The organism is Streptomyces sp. NPDC005931, assembly GCF_042871235.1.
Classification (GTDB): Bacteria; Actinomycetota; Actinomycetes; order Streptomycetales; family Streptomycetaceae; genus Streptomyces.
The window spans coordinates 193,307-211,106 of sequence record NZ_JBIAIG010000007.1; the positions used below are offsets into that span (position 1 = coordinate 193,307).

Genomic DNA, 17,800 nt, shown 5'->3' on the forward strand with positions numbered 1-17,800 from the left:
GCGGGACGGAGCGCTCAGCCGGCGGCCCCGAACCACGTGGGCAGCCGGTCGAGCAGATCCCGCTGGTCCTCGCCGACCCACGCCACGTGGCCGTCCGGTCGCAGCAGCACCGCGGGCACGTCCAGCTCCTCACTGACGTCCACGACGTGGTCGACCCGGTCCGCCCAGCCCGCCACCGACAGCCGCCCGGTCCGGTCCAGCAGCAGCCCGCGACCGCCGTGCATCAGGTCGTACAGACGCCCCCGCTTCAGCCCGACGTCCCGCATCCTGCGGCCCAGCAGTCGGTGCCCCTCTCCGAAGTCGTAGCGGACCGCAATGGCGATGATCCTCTCGATCAGGTGCCGGTTGACGTCCTCGAACTCCACCAGTTCCGACAGCAGCCGGCGCACGGCCCGGGGACCGGGCTCGGGGCACAGCAGCTCCATCTGCGCCCGGGTGTTCTCCAGCACATCGGCTGCCACCGGGTGCCGTTCGGCGTGATAGCTGTCCAGCAGCCCTTCCGGCGCCCACCCGCGCACCTCGGCGGCCAGCTTCCAGCCGAGGTTGAACGCGTCCTGGATACCCAGGTTGAGACCCTGTCCCCCGGTCGGCGGGTGGATGTGCGCCGCGTCGCCGGCGAGCAGCACCCGGCCGGTCCGATAGCGCTCGGCCAGCCGGGTGGCGTCGCCGAATCGGGAGAGCCAGCGCGGTGAGTGCACCCCGAAGTCGGTGCCCGCGATCGCCCGCAACCGACGCGTGAACTCCTCCAGGGTCGGCGCGGCGGCGCGGTCGGCGGCCACCCCGTCGGCGGGCACGATGATGCGGTACACCCCTGCCCCCTCGGGGATGGCGCCGAAGCGCAGATGGGTCTTGCGGACTTCCCCGATCACGGCGGCCAGCGTCTCGGGCGGCACGCCGACCTCCATGTCGCCGAGCAGCGTCTCGACCCTGCTCGGCTCGCCGGGAAAGCCGACGCCGAGCAGCTTGCGCACCGTGCTGCGGCCACCGTCGCAGCCGACGAGGTAGCGCGAGCGCAACCGTGTGCCGTCGGCCAGCTCGGCGGTCACCCCGTCCTGGTCCTGGCTCAGCCCGACCAGTTCGCGGCCGCGCCGTATCTCGGCACCGAGCTCGGTGGCGTGCTCGGTCAGCAGGCGTTCGGTGACCGTCTGCGGAATGGCGAGGACGTAGGAGTGCGTGGTGTCGAGCCGGGCGGGCCACGACGTGCCGATGCCGGCGAAGAAGCCGCCGACGGCGAACTTCTCGCCGTGGGCCAGGAATCGCTCCAGCAGTCCGCGCTGGTCCATCACCTCGACACTGCGCGCGTGCAGCCCGCGCGAGCGGGAGTGGGCGACCGGCTCCGCCTCCTTCTCCAGCACGACCACGCGCACACCATGCAGCCGCAGCTCCCCGGCCAGCATCAGGCCGGTCGGTCCACCACCGACGACGATGACATCCATCATGAAAATCCCCCATTCACACCTGCGGGAGCCGCGTGCACCCAAAGGGCACATAGTGCGTGAATCGCCGATATCCGCAGGTTCCGGTTTCGGCTGGAGATTCTGCAGCATCACCCGGCCCTTGCCGCAAGGCCCCTGGTGCGCTATACGTTGAGAGTGGCAAGGAGCGGTCGTCTCCTTGCCTTTCTTCTTGGTGGACGCGGGCGGGAACCGCCGTCACGGACACCCGCACGTGCCACGGGCCGCACGAGGTGCACGTGATGCCGTGACGGAGAGGCGATTGGCAGCGTGGCGCCCAGGGCAGCGGCTCGGGAGCGGTTGGCGGGTGCGGCGCGGGCCGCGCTGGGCCGGGGCCGGCGCCTGGAGTCGGCCGCGCGGCTCACGGGCGGCAGCAGGAAGGGCGTGTACCGCCTGGTGTTGGTTCAGGGGAGCAGTTGCCGTACGAGGCTGTCCGTGGCCCAGCGTTCCCAGCGCGCCGGGGGCCAGCCGCGCACGCCGACCAGCAGGTCGTAGGTCTCCGGGCCGAGCACCGTGAACGCGATGTCGGCGGCCGACGCCGCGTCGAGGCCGTCCCGCAGACGACCGTCGGCCTTGGCCGACAGGGCCTCGGCGAAGCGCAGTTGGACGGCGTGCCGCTGTTCGCGGTTGGTGCGCCACAGGTCGCCCAGCTCGGCATCGGTGTCCGCAGCGCCGCGCACGACGCCGAGCACGGGAGCCGCACGCTCGAGGATGCGGCGGGCCCCCGCAGCCTGGAGGGCGAGTTGACCCGCCGGGTCCGGCTCGGTGAGGACCTCCCTGGCCCACGGGCGGTCGAGTGTGGCGACCGGGTCCCCGTCTCCGGCGATCGCGACGTCGAGGAGCTCCTTCAGCAGGGCCCGTTTGGTGCCGAAGGTGAAGTACACGGTCTGGACCCCGACTTCGGCGGCGCGGGCGACGTCCTCGACGGTCGTCCTGGTCCAGCCCCGTTCGGTGAAGAGCCGGGCGGCGGCGTCCAGCATCCGCTGCCGGGTGCGGCGGGCCTTCTCGGCACGGGTCAGCGGCATCAGGGTCCTCCTCGATTCCTACTGTAGTGAGACTACAGTGTGATTCACTGGAGTATGACTACAGTGAAATCGCCGGGCGGCCCGGCCGGCCGGATCCTCGTCGTGGGCGGCTACGGCGCCGTGGGCGCAACCGTGACGTCGACGCTCGACGCCTGGTTCCCGGGCCGTGCGGTGCCCGGTGGCCGGGACGCCGCCCGGGCGCGCCGGCTGGGCGGCGTCGGGGTGGACGTCACCGACCCCGAGGACCTCCTGCGGGTGCTGGAGGTCCTCTCGGACGTGACCGCGGTCGTCCTGTGCGTGGAACCTCCGGACGCCCGCGTGGCCCGGGTCTGCCTGGAGCGCGGCGTCCATGTCGTCGACGTCGGCGCGACCGCGCGGCTGCTGGACGACGTGGGCGCGCTGCACGGCGTCGCGGCGGACGCCGGGGCCACGGCGGTGCTCAGCGTGGGTCTCGCCCCGGGTCTGACGAATCTGCTCGCCCACCGCGCCCACGATGCCGTCGGCGGTGCCGACGGCATCGACCTCACCGTGCTGCTCGGAAGCGGCGAGCGCCACGGTGCCGACGCGCTGCGCTGGACCGTCGCCGGACTGGCCGAGCCGGTGAGCGTCCGCCCGCTGCGCACCGAGCTGCCCGGTCACGGCTCCCGAACGGCGCACCCGTTCCCCTTCTCCGACCAGCACACCCTGCCCCGCACCCTGGGTGTCGCCCGCGTGACCACACGCCTGTGCCTGGACTCGCGGCTGCTGACCGGCGTCCTGTTCGCACTGCGCCGCACCGGTGTGACACGGGCGGCCGCGCGGCCGGACGTCCAGCGGCGGTTGGCCGCGCTCACCCGCCGAGTGCGTGTCGGCGGCGACGGTTTCGTCATACGTGCCGACGCCCGTCGCGGCGGCCGGCACGCCGCGTACGCCCTCACCGGCCGCGGGCAGAGCCGGGTCACCGGTCTCGTTGCCGCGTACGTCACGCGGGAGGTGGTCACGGGAAGGGTGTCCGCGGGGGTGCACCACATCGAGCAGATCCCGCGGCTGGCCGGGCTGCCGGAGGACCTCGGCCGGCACGGTGTGACCCTGTTGCGTCCCCCTGGGGGCACGGCCGAGCGGTGACGCAGACGGAGGGAACGGGGGCCGGGCGGGGACGGCGGCCTCGCACCGCTGGGGGCGCGCAGGGGTGAGGGCCGCTCGGCCCTGTTCCGTGTCCCGCTCAGCCCATGGGCCGGGGGCGCCGTCCGGCGGACCCTGAGAACACGGACACCGACGGGGCTCGGCCGGAACCGTCAGCCCTCCCCGTGTGACGCCCCGGGCCGATCGGCCCGGCCCCGTCGCACGGGACGACGGCCACCGGCACGAGTGCCCGGGAGTGCCACCGGACTCGGAAGGGACCGGCCATCATGAGCACCCAGACCATGCCCCCGGCGGTGCCTCCCGTTGCGACCCCGCCGGTCCACCCGGCACGACTGACCGCGGTCCTCGACAAGCCGCTGTCGCGCTGGTTGTGGCTCGTCAAGTGGCTGCTCGCCCTCCCCCACCACGTCGTTCTGGTCTTCCTGTGGGCGGGGTTCGTGGGGACGAGCGTGGTGGCCTTCTTCGCCGTCCTCTTCACCGGCCGGTACCCCCGGCCGCTGTTCGACTTCGGCACCGGCGTGCTGCGGTGGAGCTGGCGGGTGGCGTACTACGCGTACGGCGCCCTGGGCACGACCGCTACCCGCCGTTCACCCTGGCCGACGTCCCCGACTACCCCACGCACTGGGACCTCGCCCGTCCACCGGCCCTGTCCCGCGGCCTGGTCCTGGTGAAGTGGTGGCTGCTCGCGATTCCCCACTACCTGGTCCTGGGCTTCTTCGCCGGGGGTGTTCGTCTGGTCTGGTTCACGGGCGGCCTGATCGGGCTCCTGACGCTGTTCGCCGGGATCGCCCTGGCGGCCACCGGACGCTATCCGCGCGGCCTGTTCGACCTGGTGATCGGGCTCAACCGCTGGGTGCTGCGCGTGGTCGCCTACGCGGCCCTGCTCACCGACGTGTACCCGCCCTTCCGGCTCGACCAGGGCGGCGACGAACCGGAGGCGACGTCATGACCACCGCCCTCGTCTCGGCCTTCCTGTTCCTGCACGGCTTCGTCCACCTGCCGGTGTGGCTGGCGCGCTCCACCGGGAACGAGCCCTTCGACCCCCGGCACTCCCGGGCACTCGCCGCGGTCGGAGTGCCCGGTCCCCGCGCGACCGGCGCGACCGCCGTCGTCCTGGCCGCGGTCACCGCCCTGTTCTACTTCTTCGCCGGGGCGGCCGCCGCCGTGCACAGCAGCGCGTGGCCGGCCGCGGCACTCACCGCGGCCTGCCTCGGGCTGCTGCTCAAGGTTCTCTGGTTCAACCCGTGGCTGTCGCTGGGCGTGCTCCTGGACGTCGGCGTCGTCACCGCCGTCCTGGCCGCCTGGCCGGCGTCACTGTACTGAACCTCCCGGTGCCCGGGCCGCGGCCCGGCATCCGGACGATTCGGCATATGTCGTCCCCAGGACACTCCCCTCGGAGGTGAGGACATGGACGTCCTCGTCGGATACGCGACCGCTCACGGATCCACCCGGGCGATCGCCGAGAGAATCACCGACGTGCTGTGCGCGGCGGGGCTGACGGCGGAGGCCAGGCCCCTCGAGGAGGTGACCGACGCCGGCACCTACCGCGCCTTCGTCCTCGGCAGCGCGGTCCACGGGCAGAGCTGGCTGCCCGCCGCGAAGGAGTTCCTGCGCGACCATCCGACCGTGCTCGGCGCCCGACCCGTCTGGATCTTCAGCGTCGGGATGCCCGCGGCGCTGCGCGGACCGTGGCGGCGCCTGGCCCCCAGGGAACTGGCGGCGATCGAGCAGGCACTCGCGCCGCGTCCCGCCCACCGCGGCCACCGTCTGTTCTCCGGTGTCGTCTCACGGGATCAGTTCCCCCTCAGGGCACGCCTGCTGTTCCGCCTGATGGGCGGCCGGTTCGGGGACTTCCGTGACTGGGCCGCCATCGACCGCTGGGCACGCGGCATCGCCGCGGAGCTGCGCGCGGGTGGCTGACGGCCGGCAGGGGCCGGGCGACCGTCGGGCGGCTCCCGGCTGGCGCGGCGGCGCGGCGACCGGCAGCGTGGAGGAGGGCGGACAGCGACGATGAGTGAGGTGACCATGCAATCCTCTGGACCGGCGCCACGAGTGGTCGTGGGTGTGGACGGATCCCCTTCGTCGTACGCGGCACTGCGATGGGCGGACCGGTACGCGCGGACCGTGGGCGGTGTCGTGGAGGCGATCCACGTCTGGGACACTCCGTCCGCCAGGGGCTGGAGCGGACCGGCGATCGATCCCGACTTCGACCTGCAACAGGCGCGGGAGCGCTTCGCGGAAGAGTTGCACACCGTCTTCCCGGACGACCGTCCCGCGCACCTGAGGGAACATCTCGTCGAAGGAGACCCGTCCGAGGCGCTGATCCAGGCCTCGGAGGGAGCCGAGCTCCTCGTCGTGGGCCGCCGGGGACGGGGCGCCTTCGCCCGGGCCATGCTGGGGTCGGTCAGCCAGCGCTGCGCCCAGCACGCGGCCTGCCCCGTCGTCGTGGTCCGACAGGAGGAGGATCCCGCGCACTGACCCGCGTTCACCAGCACGCCACCCGGGTTCCGCGCGGCTAGGTCGCGCGCGGATCCGCACGCGGGCGGGTACAGCGGTGCGACCGCTTCACCGGGTCGCTCTCCGGCACCGGCAGTGGACGCGCCGGTGCACCGCGCCGCTGTCCGGGTCGAGGCACCAGTAGCCGGCCCGGACGGCATGAGGCAGTACGCCCGCCGGCCGGTGAAGGTCCATGGCGCGGGCGCACCCCGGTTGCCGCAGGCCGGGCTTTTGCGGGTCCCGGCGCCTCCCGCCCGAGGGGCGGGACGCACGGGCCGGGGACGTTCCACGCCTGCCGTCCGGGCTTCTTCCGCGCCAAGTGGGCCGAGGGAGCGCGACGAGGGGAAGGCGCCCAGCGCGCCGCGGCACGCGGGAGACCTGCCGGAGCCGCGGACACACGACCACGTCGAGCCGTCAGGACGTCCCCGGTTCTTCCGGCTCGCCCCGAGCCCGTCCCAGCGCTGTTAGGCTGGGCCAGTCGGTGTTCGGTCACCGTGTGAGAAGGCGAGGAGGCGAGTCGATGTCCGCGCGCAAGGTCACTGCCGTGCGCAGCGCCCGGATCATCCTCACGTCCCGGGCGACGGCCTGAACCTCGCCGAACGGCCCTGCTGGGAGCGTGAGCTCGCGGGGCGCCCGGCCACACGAACACCAACGGAAACGGATCCTCATCCGCCATGGGAACGCACCCCGTCTGGATCACGCGCGCCGAGACCGGCGCCGATGTCCCGGCCATCCGTGAGATCGACCTCGCGGCCTTCGACACCCCGCTGGAGGCCGACCTCGTGGAGGCCCTGCGGGCCGACGAGGCGTGGATCGACGGACTGTCCGTCGTGACCGCCGACCACGACGACAGCCCCGTCGGCCACGCCCTGCTGACGCGCTGCCACATCGGCACCGTCCCCGCCCTGTGCCTGGGGCCCGTCGCCGTCCTGCCCGGACACCAGGGCACCGGCGCCGGGTCCGCCGCGATTCGCGCCGGGCTGCGGGCCGCCGCCGACCTCGGTGAACCCTTCGTCACCGTGCTCGGGCATCCGTCGTACTACCCGCGGTTCGGTTTCACCCGGGCCTCATCGCACGGCATCGCCGTGACCCTCGACGTCCCGGACGAGGCGCTCATGGCCCTGTCCCTCGACGCCGACCACCCGTTGCCGAGCGGCACCGTCACGTACGCCGCCCCGTTCGGGATCTAGCCCGACCGGCCCCGGGCGGGGGCCAGCACTCCCCCGCCCGGGTCTCCGTCACTGCTCGGGGCGTGCGGCCCGGGCTCGCTCCAGCGGCTGGGTTCCCGTACTACGGGAAGAGACGTCCCAGTGCGCCGACCGACCCCCAACCCCTCTTGACGGGCCGCCAGTCGGCGGCCGGGAACCCCGGTGTCCGGGGCTCCGCCCATGCTCACGGCTTGCGCGCCAGGCCCCCGTGCTCACCGATCGTTTCCGGGGTGGGCGAGCCGGGGTCCGGGCGCCAGAAGGGCACCGACACGACGCCCGGGTCCACCAGGTCGAGACCGTCGAAGTACGCGGTGATCTCCGCGACGGTGCGCAGGTTGTACGGAACGGCACCGCTCTCGTTGTAGGCGTCCTGGGCCTGCTCGAAGGCGGGGTCGACTCCGCGGGAACCGTCGTTGACGGACAGGTGACTTCCGGACGGCAGCGCGTCCATCAGGCGGGTGACGACGGAGCGGGCCCGGTCGTGGTCGGCGACGTGCCTCAGGAAGTTGCTGAGGATCAGGGTCGTGGGTCGGCCGAGGTCCAGCGTCTCGGCGGCGGCCTCGAGGATGCGGTCGCAGTCCAGCACATCGGCGTCGACGTAGGCGGTCGCCCCCTCCGGGGTGGAGTCGAGCAGGGCCCGGGCGTGGGCCAGGACCATCGGGTCGTTGTCGACGCAGACGATCCGCGCCTCGGGAGCGATGCGCTGGGCGACCTCGTGCGTGTTGTCGGCCGTCGGCAGGCCGGTGCCGATGTCCAGGAACTGCCGGATGCCCACCTCGGCGGCGAGATACGTCACGGTGCGGCGCAGGGAGTCACGGCTGCCGCGGGCGATGGTGACGATGCCGGGGAAGACGGCGGTGTACGCGTCACCGGCCTCCTCGTCGACGGGGTGGTTGTCCTTCCCGCCGAGCCAGTAGTTCCAGATCCGCGCCGAGTGCGGCACCGATGTGTCCATCTCCCGGTGCGCGGATCGGACACCGTCGCAGGGTCGGTCATGTCCACCGTCCGTCGTGAGTGCCGCCAGGACTGGAGCACCGCAATCTGCTTCATCCACCTTTCTACGCACACCCGTTGGGCATTGGGCGCGCGAGCGGCCCCATGCGCTCAGCGTCGGCGCCGCAGGGACGGGTCGAGCAACGCCGGTGGCGTGTCGAACTTCTCGTGCGGGGCGAGGTCGGTGCCGGGGGGCACGACGGCGTCGATCGCGTCGAGCACGTCGGCGGAGAGCACCGTGTCGGCGGCGGCGAGCTGCGCCGTCAGGTGATCCGGTGTGCGGGGGCCGATGAGCGCGCTGGTCACGGCGGGGTGCGCGGTGACGAAGCCGAGGGCGAGCTGGATCATCGTCAGGCCGGCCGCGTCGGCGATGCCGGCGAGCCGCTCGACGGCGTCGAGCCTCGCCCGGTTGAACGGAAGGCTGGTGTCGAAGCGTTCGGGCATGAAAGACGAGCGGCTGGTGGTGATGTCCCGCCCCGCACGGACGGCACCCGACAGCCAGCCCGAGGCCAGCGGGCTCCACACCAGCACCCCGAGTCCGTACTCCTCGGTCACGGGCAGGACATGGGACTCGATCCCGCGCTGAAGGATCGAGTAGCTGGGCTGTTCGGTGACGTAACGGCCCAGGTGGTGCTCGCGAGCGGCCCACTGCGCCTGCACGATACGGTGGGCGGGGAAGGTCGAGGATCCGAAGGAGCGTATCTTTCCCGCACGTTGCAGGTCGGTCAGCGCCGACAGCGTCTCCTCGTCGCTGGTGTTCGGGTCCCAGCGGTGGATCTGGTAGAGGTCGACGTGGTCGACGCCGAGCCGGCGCAGGCTGTCGTCCAGCGCAGTCACCAGCCAACGCCGGGAGGTTCCCCGGTGGTTGCGCTCCTCACCCATCGGCATGCTCGCCTTCGTGGCGAGCACGATGTCGTCGCGGCGGCCGGCGATGGCCTTGCCGACCATCTCCTCCGACTCCCCCGCGCCGTACATGTCGGCGGTGTCGATGAGGTTGATCCCGCCCTCGAGGGCGGCGTCGACGATGGCGGTGGCCTCCTCCTGGGTGGTTCGTCCGATCCTGCCGAAGTTCATCGCGCCGAGCGCGAGGGAGCTGATCTGCACGCCGGTTCGGCCGAGGATGCGGTACTGCATGACGCGTCTCCTTCACTGCGGGGAATGTGCGGGGCACTGGGAGTGGGGGGAGGGGCGACGCATGACTTGGTCGCGGGCTGCGCCTCTGACATCATCAGAAGCGGAACGTCGTTCCGGAAAAACGATACGGAACGCTGTTCCGCTTTGGCAAGGTCTTGAGTGGAGGGAGCTGCGCGATGAGCGACGGCGAGGAGGGCGCGGGGCGCGCGGCCCCGTCCCGGCGCAAGGACGCCCGGCGCAACAAGGAGGCGCTGCTCGACGCCGCCGCCGCGGTCTTCGTGACGTCGGGCGTCGAGGCACCGGTGCGCGACATCGCGGCGAGGGCCGGTGTCGGGCTGGGCACCATCTACCGTCACTTCCCGACCCGGGCGGAGCTCGTCATCGCCGTGTACCGGCACCAGGTGGACGCCTGCGCCGAGGCCGGCCCGTCCCTGCTGGCGAGCAGTCCGACCCCGTACGCGGCGCTCGTGCGGTGGATCGACCTCTTCGTGGACTTCCTGGTGACCAAGCACGGCCTGGCCGCCGCGCTCCGGTCCGGCAACACGGACTTCGACGCCCTGCACGCGTACTTCATCGACCGCCTCGTCCCCGTCTGCACGCAGCTGCTCCAGGAGGCGGCCGGTGCCGGTGAGATCCGGTCCGGCCTGAGCGCCTACGAGCTCATGCGCGGCGTCGGGAACCTGTGCGTCGGCGCCGAGCACGATCCCCGCTACGACGCGCGTCGACTGGTGGGACTCCTCGTGGCCGGGCTGCGCCGGCCGCACTGACCGTCGGCCGTACGCACCTGGCGGACGAGGAGGACGCCCAGCGCGCCTCGTCCCGGTGGGGACTTCCGGCCCCGACGGCCCCGCCTTCCCCGACCACACCCCCTGTCGAGTTCCACGGGCCGCGCGTCCCCCGCGCAACTGTGATCCGCCTCACGCCTGTCACAGGGGCCGATCAGCCGGTGTCTTGAGGACAAGCCCTTGAGACGAAGGAGACGCCATGGCTGGGAACACCGAGGTGGTCGTGATCGGCGGCGGGTACGCCGGGGTGCTGGCGGCCAATCGCCTGACCCGGCGCCACGACGTGGCGGTGACGCTGATCAACCCCCGTCCGGACTTCGTCGAACGGCTTCGACTCCACCAGCTGGTGGGCGGCACCGACGACGCGGTGGTCGGCTACCGGGACATCCTCGCCGAGCGGGTCCGGCTGGTGGTCGACACCGTGACCCGGATCGACGCGGCGGGGCGCGGCCTGGAACTGGCGTCGGGCGGCACGGTCGGCTACGACTACCTCATCTACGCGGTGGGCAGTGGCGGCATCGCCCCGGACGTGCCCGGAGCCGCCGAGTACGCCCACCAGATCGCCACCTTCGAGGACGCGCAGCGGCTGCGGGCGGTCCTCGACGTGGCACCGGCGACGGCACCGGTGACGGTGGTGGGAGCCGGCCCGGCGGGGGTGGAGGCCGCCTCCGAGCTGGCGGAGGCGGGCCGCAACGTCACCCTGGTGTGCGGTGGTGTACTCGGTCCGTATCTGCACCCACGGGGCCGACGCTCGGTCGCACGCCGGCTGGCCGGGCTCGGCGTGACCGTCGTCGACGGCCCCGACACCACGGTGACGGGGGTGACGCGCCACGCCGTGCGGCTCGGCGACGGTCGCGAGCTGCCGAGCCGGGTGACCGTCTGGACCACCGGATTCGGCGTGCCGGACCTGGCCGCGCGCAGTGGGCTGGGCACCGACGCCCTGGGCCGCCTGCTCACCGACGAGACGCTGACCAGCATGGACGACCCGCGCATCGCCGCCGCCGGCGACTCGGCCGCGCCGTCGGACCTGCCGTACCGGATGGGGTGCCAGTCCGCCGTTCAGCTGGGACAGCAGGCCGCCGAGACCGTACTCAGCCGGATCGCGGGCGAACAGCCGGCGCCCGTCCACGTGGGGTTCGCCGGCCTGTGCGTCAGCCTGGGGCGTCGGGCCGGAATCTTCCAGTTCGCGCGCCGCCACGACGTCGCGATCGGGCTTCACCTCGGCGGACGGCCGGGCGCGAAGCTCAAGGAGTTCGTGGTCCGGCAGACCGTCGATCAGATGGCGTACGAGGCGCGCAAGCCGGGGGCGCGCGACCGGTGGGTCAAGGACGGCAAGCGCCAGGAGCTGCTGCGAACCCGGCGCGCCGAGGCGCCGGCCGCAGGCGAACGGGCGGCCTGACCGGGCTTTCGGGCCGACCGGTCCAGCGGACCGAGGGCTCCCGGGGCCCGGGGCGGCTCGGACCGAACGGCCCGAAAGAAGAGGATCTTGCAGTGCGACAACGCTTGAATGCCTCCGGTGACCGGGGGCAGGCACGGAGAAGAGGGATCAGGACATGAGCGGCCAGGCCATCGACCCGGCGACGGAGACGTTCGTCGCCCACCGCAACCTGCTCTTCACCGTCGCCTACGAGATGCTCGGATCGGCGGCCGACGCGGAGGACGTCCTCCAGGAGACCTGGCTGCGGTGGGTCGAGGTCGACCTGACGCAGGTGCGCGACCGCCGCGCCTACCTGGTGCGGATCACCACCCGGCAGGCCCTCAACCGGCTGCGCACCCTGAAGCGCCGCAAGGAGGCCTACGTCGGCCCCTGGCTGCCCGAGCCGCTGCTCACCGCCCCGGACGTCGCCGAGGACGTCGAGCTCGCCGAGAGTGTGTCGATGGCGATGATGCTGATCCTCGAGACGCTGTCGCCGACGGAGCGCGCGGTGTTCGTGCTGCGCGAGGTCTTCGACATCGGCTACGCCGAGATCGCGGCCGCGGTCGACAAGAGCCAGGCGGCCGTCCGCCAGATCGCGCACCGCGCCCGCCGGCACGTGGCGTCCCGCCGCCCTCGTGAGGTGGTCTCCCCGGGGGAGACCCGGGCGGCTCTGGAATCGTTCCGGCGCGCGTTCGAGACCGGGGACGTGCAGGGCCTCCTCGACGTCCTCGCCCCGGATGTCGTCCTCATGGGCGACGGCGGTGGCGTCAAGCACGCCGCGCTCCGGCCGGTCGTCGGCGCCGAGAAGGTGATCCGCCTGTTCATCGGCGGCACCCGCAAGGTGAGAGGGAGACTCACCAGCGACCACGCGGTGGTCAACGGCATGCCGGCACTCGTCGTCCACCTCGACGGCGCGTTCGACGGCATCATGGCGGTCCGCGTGGAGAACGGCCGCATCACCGGTGTCTACTACGTCCGCAACCCGGAGAAGCTGTCCCGCGCGCAGGTCGAGACCCCGCTCAGCCGGAGCTGAGCACCTGGTCCCGGACAGCGGGACACCCACGACGACACCGCCGCGGCCGGAAGGTGTCCTGCCCGGACGCCCCCACCAGCGCGAGCGGCGACCGGCGGACACGGCGGACAACGGAACGGGCTCAAGGCCGAGCACGGATGGGGGAACGGCCACCCCACGCGCTCGTCGCGCACACCCTGGCGGAGGCGCACGCGGCCGCTGAGGCCGCCGCACCGCGAGCACTTTGTCCCAGGCGAGGAAGAAGGCATGAGGCTTGCCGCAGAAGGGGTTACGCCTTTCGACGAAGCCCGCTAACTTCCTTGAGGTGTACTGGTCACACCCCCGCAGGTGACCGGTGGCTTTCAGGCGCGACGGCGTGCGCCCGTACTCCCCCCGCGGCACGGCATGTCGCATGCCTGCCGACACCCCACCCCAGGGAGACATCTGTGCGCAGAAGACGTTCAAAATCCGCACTCTTACGGTCACTGGCGCTCGCAGCGGTATGTACCGCGGGCTGTCTGCTGCCCGTGACCCCGGTCGCGGCCGCGGAGCCGGAGGACGACGGACAGGCGGTCTCCGCCGCTGAGTTCCAGCAGGTCACCCTCGCCAAGGGGGTGACCGAGACGGGCGAGCCGATGACCCTGGCGGTGCTGCCCGACCGCTCCGTGCTGCACACCTCGCGCGACGGAACGCTGCGGCTGACCGACGCCGCCGGTACCACCAAGACCGCCGGAAGGCTCGACGTGTACGGCCACGACGAGGAAGGACTCCAGGGCGTCGCGGCGGACCCGGGCTTCGCGTCCAACCGGTTCGTCTACCTCTACTACGCCCCCAAGCTCTCGACCCCGGCCGGCGATGCCCCCGCGGACGGCACCGCCGCGGACTTCACCCCGTTCGACGGGGTCAACCGGCTCTCCCGGTTCGTCCTGAGGAGCGACGGCACCCTCGACCTCGCGAGCGAGAGGAAGATCCTCGACGTGCCGGCGTCCCGCGGGATGTGCTGCCATGTCGGCGGTGACATCGACTTCGACGCGCAGGGCAACCTGTACCTGTCGACCGGGGACGACACCAACCCCTTCGCCTCGGACGGCTACACGCCCATCGACGAGCGCGCCTCCCGCAACCCCGCCTACGACGCCCAGCGTTCCGCCGGGAACACCAACGACCTGCGGGGCAAGGTGCTGCGCATCAAGGTGAACGCGGACGGCACCTACACGATCCCGAGCGGCAACCTCTTCCCGCCGGGCACCGCGAGGACCCGGCCGGAGATCTACGCGATGGGATTCCGCAACCCGTTCCGGATGAGCGTGGACAAGGCCACCGGCATCGTGCACCTCGGTGACTACGGCCCCGACGCCGGCACCGCCAGTGCTTCGCGCGGTCCCGCCGGTCAGGTCGAGTTCAACCGGATCACCAGGGCGGGCAACTTCGGCTGGCCGTACTGCACCGGCAGGAACGACGCCTACGTCGACCACGACTTCGCCTCCGGCGCCTCGGGAGCGGCCTTCGACTGCTCGGCGCCGAGGAACACCTCCCCCCGCAACACCGGCCTGACCGACCTGCCGCCCGCGCAGCCCGCGTGGATCCCGTACGACGCAGGTTCGGTACCGGAGTTCGGCAACGGCTCGGAGTCGCCGATGGGCGGCCCCGTCTACCGCTACGACGCCTCCTCCCCGTCCGACGTCGCGTTCCCGCAGGAGTTCGACGGGGACTTCTTCGCCGGGGAGTTCGGGCGGCGCTGGATCAAGCGCATCCAGAGCTCCGCAGACGGCACCGTGCAGTCCGTCCACTCCTTCCCCTGGAACGGCACGCAGGTGATGGACATGGCCTTCGGCCCGGACGGGGCGCTCTACGTCCTGGACTACGGCACCGGTTACTTCAACGGCGACGAGAACTCGGCGCTGTACCGCATCGAGCACGTCACGGACGGGCGCGCCCCCGTCGCCCGGGCCGGGGCCGACAGGACCTCCGGCACGGCACCGCTCACCGTCTCCTTCTCCTCCGCCGGCAGTTCCGACCAGGACGGCGACGCGCTGACGTACGCCTGGAGGTTCGGTGACGGGGCGACCTCCACCGCCGCCGACCCCTCCCACACGTACAGGGCCAACGGCCAGTACACGGCCACGCTGACGGTGACCGACTCCACCGGCAAGACGGCGACGGCCTCGGTCCTCGTCACGGTCGGCAACACCGCACCCACCGTCACGGTCGGCGCGCCGGCCGACGGCGCGCTGCACGACTTCGGTTCCGCGATCCCCTTCGAGGTGACGGTCACCGACCCGGAGGACGGCACGATCGACTGCTCCAGGGTCAAGGTGACCTTCATCGTGGGGCACGACAGCCACGGCCATCCGCAGACCTCGGCGACCGGCTGTTCCGGCACCCTCCAGACCCTGGCCGACGGCGAGCACGACCCCAACGCCAACATCTTCGGCGTGATCGACGCCGAGTACACCGATCGGGGCGCGAACGGCCAGCCCGCGCTGACCGCGCACGACCAGCACATCACCCAGCCCAGCCACCGGCAGGCCGAACACCACGGCGGCTCGTCCGGGGTACAGGTGGTGTCCCACGCCCCGGCCCACGGCGGCAGGACGGTCGGTCACATCGACAACGGCGACTGGATCTCCTTCACCCCCTACGCCCTGGGCAACGCCACGCGGTTCACCGCCAGGGTGTCCTCCGCCGGCGCCGGTGGCACGATCGAGGTGCGGGCGGGCTCCCCGACCGGCACCCTGCTGGGCAGCGCGACCGTGCCCGTCACCGGCGGCTGGGAGACGTTCCGTGACGTGAGCGCCGACCTCGGCGACCGGCCGAGCGGCTCCACCACCCTGCACCTGGTCTTCAAGGGCGGCACCGGCTCCCTGTTCGACGTGGACGACTTCTCCTTCGCCACCACCGGCGGTACCCGTTCGGGTGAGGTGAAGGGGGTCGGCGGCACCTGCCTGGACGTCGACGGCGCGGGCACCGCCGACGGCACGAAGATCCAGCTGTGGACCTGCAACGGCACCACGGCCCAGAAGTGGACCGTCACCGACGACGACACCCTCGAAGCCCTGGGCAAGTGCCTCGACGTCTCCGGCGGCGGCACCGCCGACGGCACCAGGATCCAGCTGTGGACCTGCAACGGCACCGGCGCCCAGACATGGACACCCCACACCGACGGCACCGTCCGCAATCCCCGCTCCGGCAAATGCCTCGACGCATCCGGACCCACCTGGAACGACGGCACCACCATCCACCTGTGGACCTGCCACACCGGCCCCAACCAGAAATGGACCCTGCCGTAACGGAAGGAGGCGACCCCCATGCGCAACCACCTGAGAGCGGCTCTCGGCCTCTTCGCAGGCGCCCTGCTGTGCACCGCACCGCAGGCCTGGGCCCAGCCGGCCCCGGACAGCCGCCCCGCCGGATCCGCGGGAGCACACGCCGCGGCGGACCCGGCCTACGAGATCCTCGTCTTCTCCAGGACGGCGGGCTTCCGGCACTCCTCCATCGACGACGGCATCGCGGCCCTGCGGGACCTGGGCGCCGCGCACGACTTCACCGTCGACGCGACCGAGGACGCCCAGGCCTTCACGGCCGGCAACCTCGCCCGCTACGAGGCGGTCGTGTTCCTGTCGACCACGGGTGACGTGCTGAACGACGCCCAGCAGACGGCCTTCGAGGAGTACATCAGGGCCGGCGGGGGCTACGTCGGCATCCATGCCGCCGCCGACACGGAGTACGACTGGCCGTTCTACGGCACCCTGGCCGGTGCCTGGTTCCGGTCCCACCCCGCGATCCAGCCGGCCACCGTGAAGGTCGAGGACCGCGCGCACGACGCCACCGCCCACCTGGGCGGAGCCTGGCAGCGGACCGACGAGTGGTACGACTACCGGACCAACCCACGCACCACCGCGCACGTGCTGGCCTCGCTGGACGAGTCCAGCTACTCGGGTGGTTCGATGTCCGGCGACCACCCCATCGCCTGGTGCAAGGACCACCAGGGCGGGCGGGCCTTCTACACCGGCGGCGGCCATACGGACGAGTCCTTCACAGACCCCGCCTTCCGGCGGCACCTGCTCGGCGGCGTCCGCTGGGCCGCGGGCACGACCGAGGCCGACTGCCGTCCCGAGACGGGCTACACGGCGCTGTTCGACGGCACCGGCACGACGGGGTGGCGACAGGCGGGCCCCGGCGGTTTCACGCTCTCCGACGGGACGCTGTCCTCGTACGGCGGGCTCGGCATGCTGTGGTACGCGGCCAGGGAGTTCACCGGCGACTACTCCCTGAAGCTGGACTGGAGGGCGGCCGGGGACGACAACTCGGGTGTGTTCGTCGGCTTCCCGGCCTCCGACGACCCGTGGTCGGCGGTGAACGGCGGCTACGAGATCCAGATCGACGCCACGGACGCGCCCGACCGCACCACGGGTGCCGTCTACGGCTTCCGATCGGCCGACATCGCCGCGCGGGACGCGGCGCTGAACCCGCCGGGCGAGTGGAACACGTACGAGATCCGGGTCGCCGGTGAACGGCTGGAGGTGTTCCTCAACGGACGGAAGATCAACGACTTCACCAACACGGACCCGGCGCGCAGTCTGCGGCAGGGGCACATCGGCATCCAGAACCACGGGGACGGCGACGACGTCTCGTTCCGCAACATCCGGATCAGGACGGCGGGCGGCACGCCCGGGCCCCGTTCGGGTGAGGTGAAGGGGGTCGGCGGCACCTGCCTGGACGTCGACGGCGCGGGCACCGCCGACGGCACGAAGATCCAGCTGTGGACCTGCAACGGCACCACGGCCCAGAAGTGGACCGTCACCGACGACGACACCCTCGAAGCCCTGGGCAAGTGCCTCGACGTCTCCGGCGGCGGCACCGCCGACGGCACCAGGATCCAGCTGTGGACCTGCAACGGCACCGGCGCCCAGACATGGACACCCCACACCGACGGCACCGTCCGCAATCCCCGCTCCGGCAAATGCCTCGACGCATCCGGACCCACCTGGAACGACGGCACCACCATCCACCTGTGGACCTGCCACACCGGCCCCAACCAGAAATGGACCCTGCCGTAGTGCCGTGCCACGGGGGTCCAAGCCGCTCATCGGTTTCACCGGAAAATGGGGGATACCCGAGGTTCGGCCCATTCTTCACGCACACCGGGAGGAC

Annotated in this window: 14 protein-coding genes and 1 pseudogene; 11 read left to right on the forward strand and 4 right to left on the reverse strand. The window is 72.2% G+C overall.

Annotation, left to right across the window (positions count from 1 at the left end):
* Positions 1-14: 14 nt before the first annotated feature.
* Positions 15-1,439 carry a rifampin monooxygenase gene (rox, locus tag ACFYOV_RS18760; RefSeq protein ID WP_389089061.1) on the reverse strand — a complete coding sequence of 475 codons (1,425 nt, stop codon included), beginning with the start codon at positions 1,437-1,439 and terminating at the stop codon, positions 15-17.
* A gap of 419 nt (positions 1,440-1,858) precedes the next feature.
* Complete coding sequence (locus tag ACFYOV_RS18765) at positions 1,859-2,479, reverse strand: TetR/AcrR family transcriptional regulator (RefSeq protein WP_389089063.1); 621 nt, start codon at positions 2,477-2,479, stop codon at positions 1,859-1,861.
* A 54-nt stretch (positions 2,480-2,533) separates the two neighbouring features.
* Here ACFYOV_RS18765 and ACFYOV_RS18770 point away from each other — a divergent pair, with 54 nt between their 5' ends.
* The 6 genes and pseudogenes from ACFYOV_RS18770 (at position 2,534) to ACFYOV_RS18795 (ending at position 7,287) form a co-directional block, all read left to right on the forward strand.
* Complete coding sequence (locus ACFYOV_RS18770) at positions 2,534-3,583, forward strand: saccharopine dehydrogenase family protein (protein WP_389089064.1); 1,050 nt, start codon at positions 2,534-2,536, stop codon at positions 3,581-3,583.
* A 299-nt stretch (positions 3,584-3,882) separates the two neighbouring features.
* Positions 3,883-4,550, forward strand: a pseudogene (locus tag ACFYOV_RS18775) (DUF4389 domain-containing protein).
* On the forward strand, positions 4,547-4,924 hold the full coding sequence (locus ACFYOV_RS18780) for a hypothetical protein (RefSeq protein WP_389089066.1): 378 nt from the start codon (positions 4,547-4,549) through the stop codon (positions 4,922-4,924). The pseudogene ACFYOV_RS18775 and the gene ACFYOV_RS18780 overlap by 4 nt, the downstream one beginning before the upstream one ends.
* Before the next feature lie 84 nt (positions 4,925-5,008).
* Complete coding sequence (locus ACFYOV_RS18785) at positions 5,009-5,521, forward strand: flavodoxin domain-containing protein (protein WP_389089067.1); 513 nt, start codon at positions 5,009-5,011, stop codon at positions 5,519-5,521.
* A 105-nt stretch (positions 5,522-5,626) separates the two neighbouring features.
* Positions 5,627-6,079 (forward strand): universal stress protein, encoded by a 453-nt coding sequence (locus ACFYOV_RS18790; protein WP_389089238.1) that lies wholly within the window; start codon positions 5,627-5,629, stop codon positions 6,077-6,079.
* 692 nt (positions 6,080-6,771) lie between these two features.
* Positions 6,772-7,287, forward strand: coding sequence for a GNAT family N-acetyltransferase (locus ACFYOV_RS18795; protein ID WP_389089069.1), 516 nt, complete (start codon positions 6,772-6,774; stop codon positions 7,285-7,287).
* Between the two features lie 202 nt (positions 7,288-7,489).
* Here ACFYOV_RS18795 and ACFYOV_RS18800 read toward each other — a convergent pair whose 3' ends face one another.
* Together ACFYOV_RS18800 and ACFYOV_RS18805 are read right to left on the reverse strand one after the other, a co-directional pair.
* The gene (locus ACFYOV_RS18800; protein ID WP_389089071.1) at positions 7,490-8,260 is read right to left on the reverse strand and encodes an SAM-dependent methyltransferase; all 771 of its coding nucleotides are present in this window, start codon (positions 8,258-8,260) and stop codon (positions 7,490-7,492) included.
* A 149-nt stretch (positions 8,261-8,409) separates the two neighbouring features.
* Entirely contained in the window at positions 8,410-9,432 is a 1,023-nt protein-coding gene (locus tag ACFYOV_RS18805; protein ID WP_389089072.1) for an aldo/keto reductase, read from the reverse strand.
* A 176-nt stretch (positions 9,433-9,608) separates the two neighbouring features.
* Between ACFYOV_RS18805 and ACFYOV_RS18810 the strand changes: the two genes are divergently transcribed.
* The 5 genes from ACFYOV_RS18810 to ACFYOV_RS18830 all read left to right on the forward strand — a co-directional run bounded on the left by ACFYOV_RS18810 (position 9,609) and on the right by ACFYOV_RS18830 (position 17,706).
* Positions 9,609-10,199, forward strand: a complete 591-nt coding sequence (locus ACFYOV_RS18810) for a TetR/AcrR family transcriptional regulator (RefSeq protein ID WP_389089074.1) — start codon at positions 9,609-9,611, stop codon at positions 10,197-10,199.
* Positions 10,200-10,416: 217 nt separating this feature from the next.
* The gene (locus ACFYOV_RS18815; RefSeq protein WP_389089075.1) at positions 10,417-11,616 is read left to right on the forward strand and encodes an NAD(P)/FAD-dependent oxidoreductase; all 1,200 of its coding nucleotides are present in this window, start codon (positions 10,417-10,419) and stop codon (positions 11,614-11,616) included.
* 154 nt (positions 11,617-11,770) lie between these two features.
* The gene (locus ACFYOV_RS18820) at positions 11,771-12,667 is read left to right on the forward strand and encodes an RNA polymerase sigma-70 factor (RefSeq protein WP_389089077.1); all 897 of its coding nucleotides are present in this window, start codon (positions 11,771-11,773) and stop codon (positions 12,665-12,667) included.
* A gap of 500 nt (positions 12,668-13,167) precedes the next feature.
* Positions 13,168-15,936, forward strand: a complete 2,769-nt coding sequence (locus ACFYOV_RS18825; RefSeq protein WP_389089239.1) for a PQQ-dependent sugar dehydrogenase — start codon at positions 13,168-13,170, stop codon at positions 15,934-15,936.
* Between the two features lie 18 nt (positions 15,937-15,954).
* The gene (locus ACFYOV_RS18830) at positions 15,955-17,706 is read left to right on the forward strand and encodes a ThuA domain-containing protein (protein ID WP_389089078.1); all 1,752 of its coding nucleotides are present in this window, start codon (positions 15,955-15,957) and stop codon (positions 17,704-17,706) included.
* Positions 17,707-17,800 lie beyond the last annotated feature (94 nt).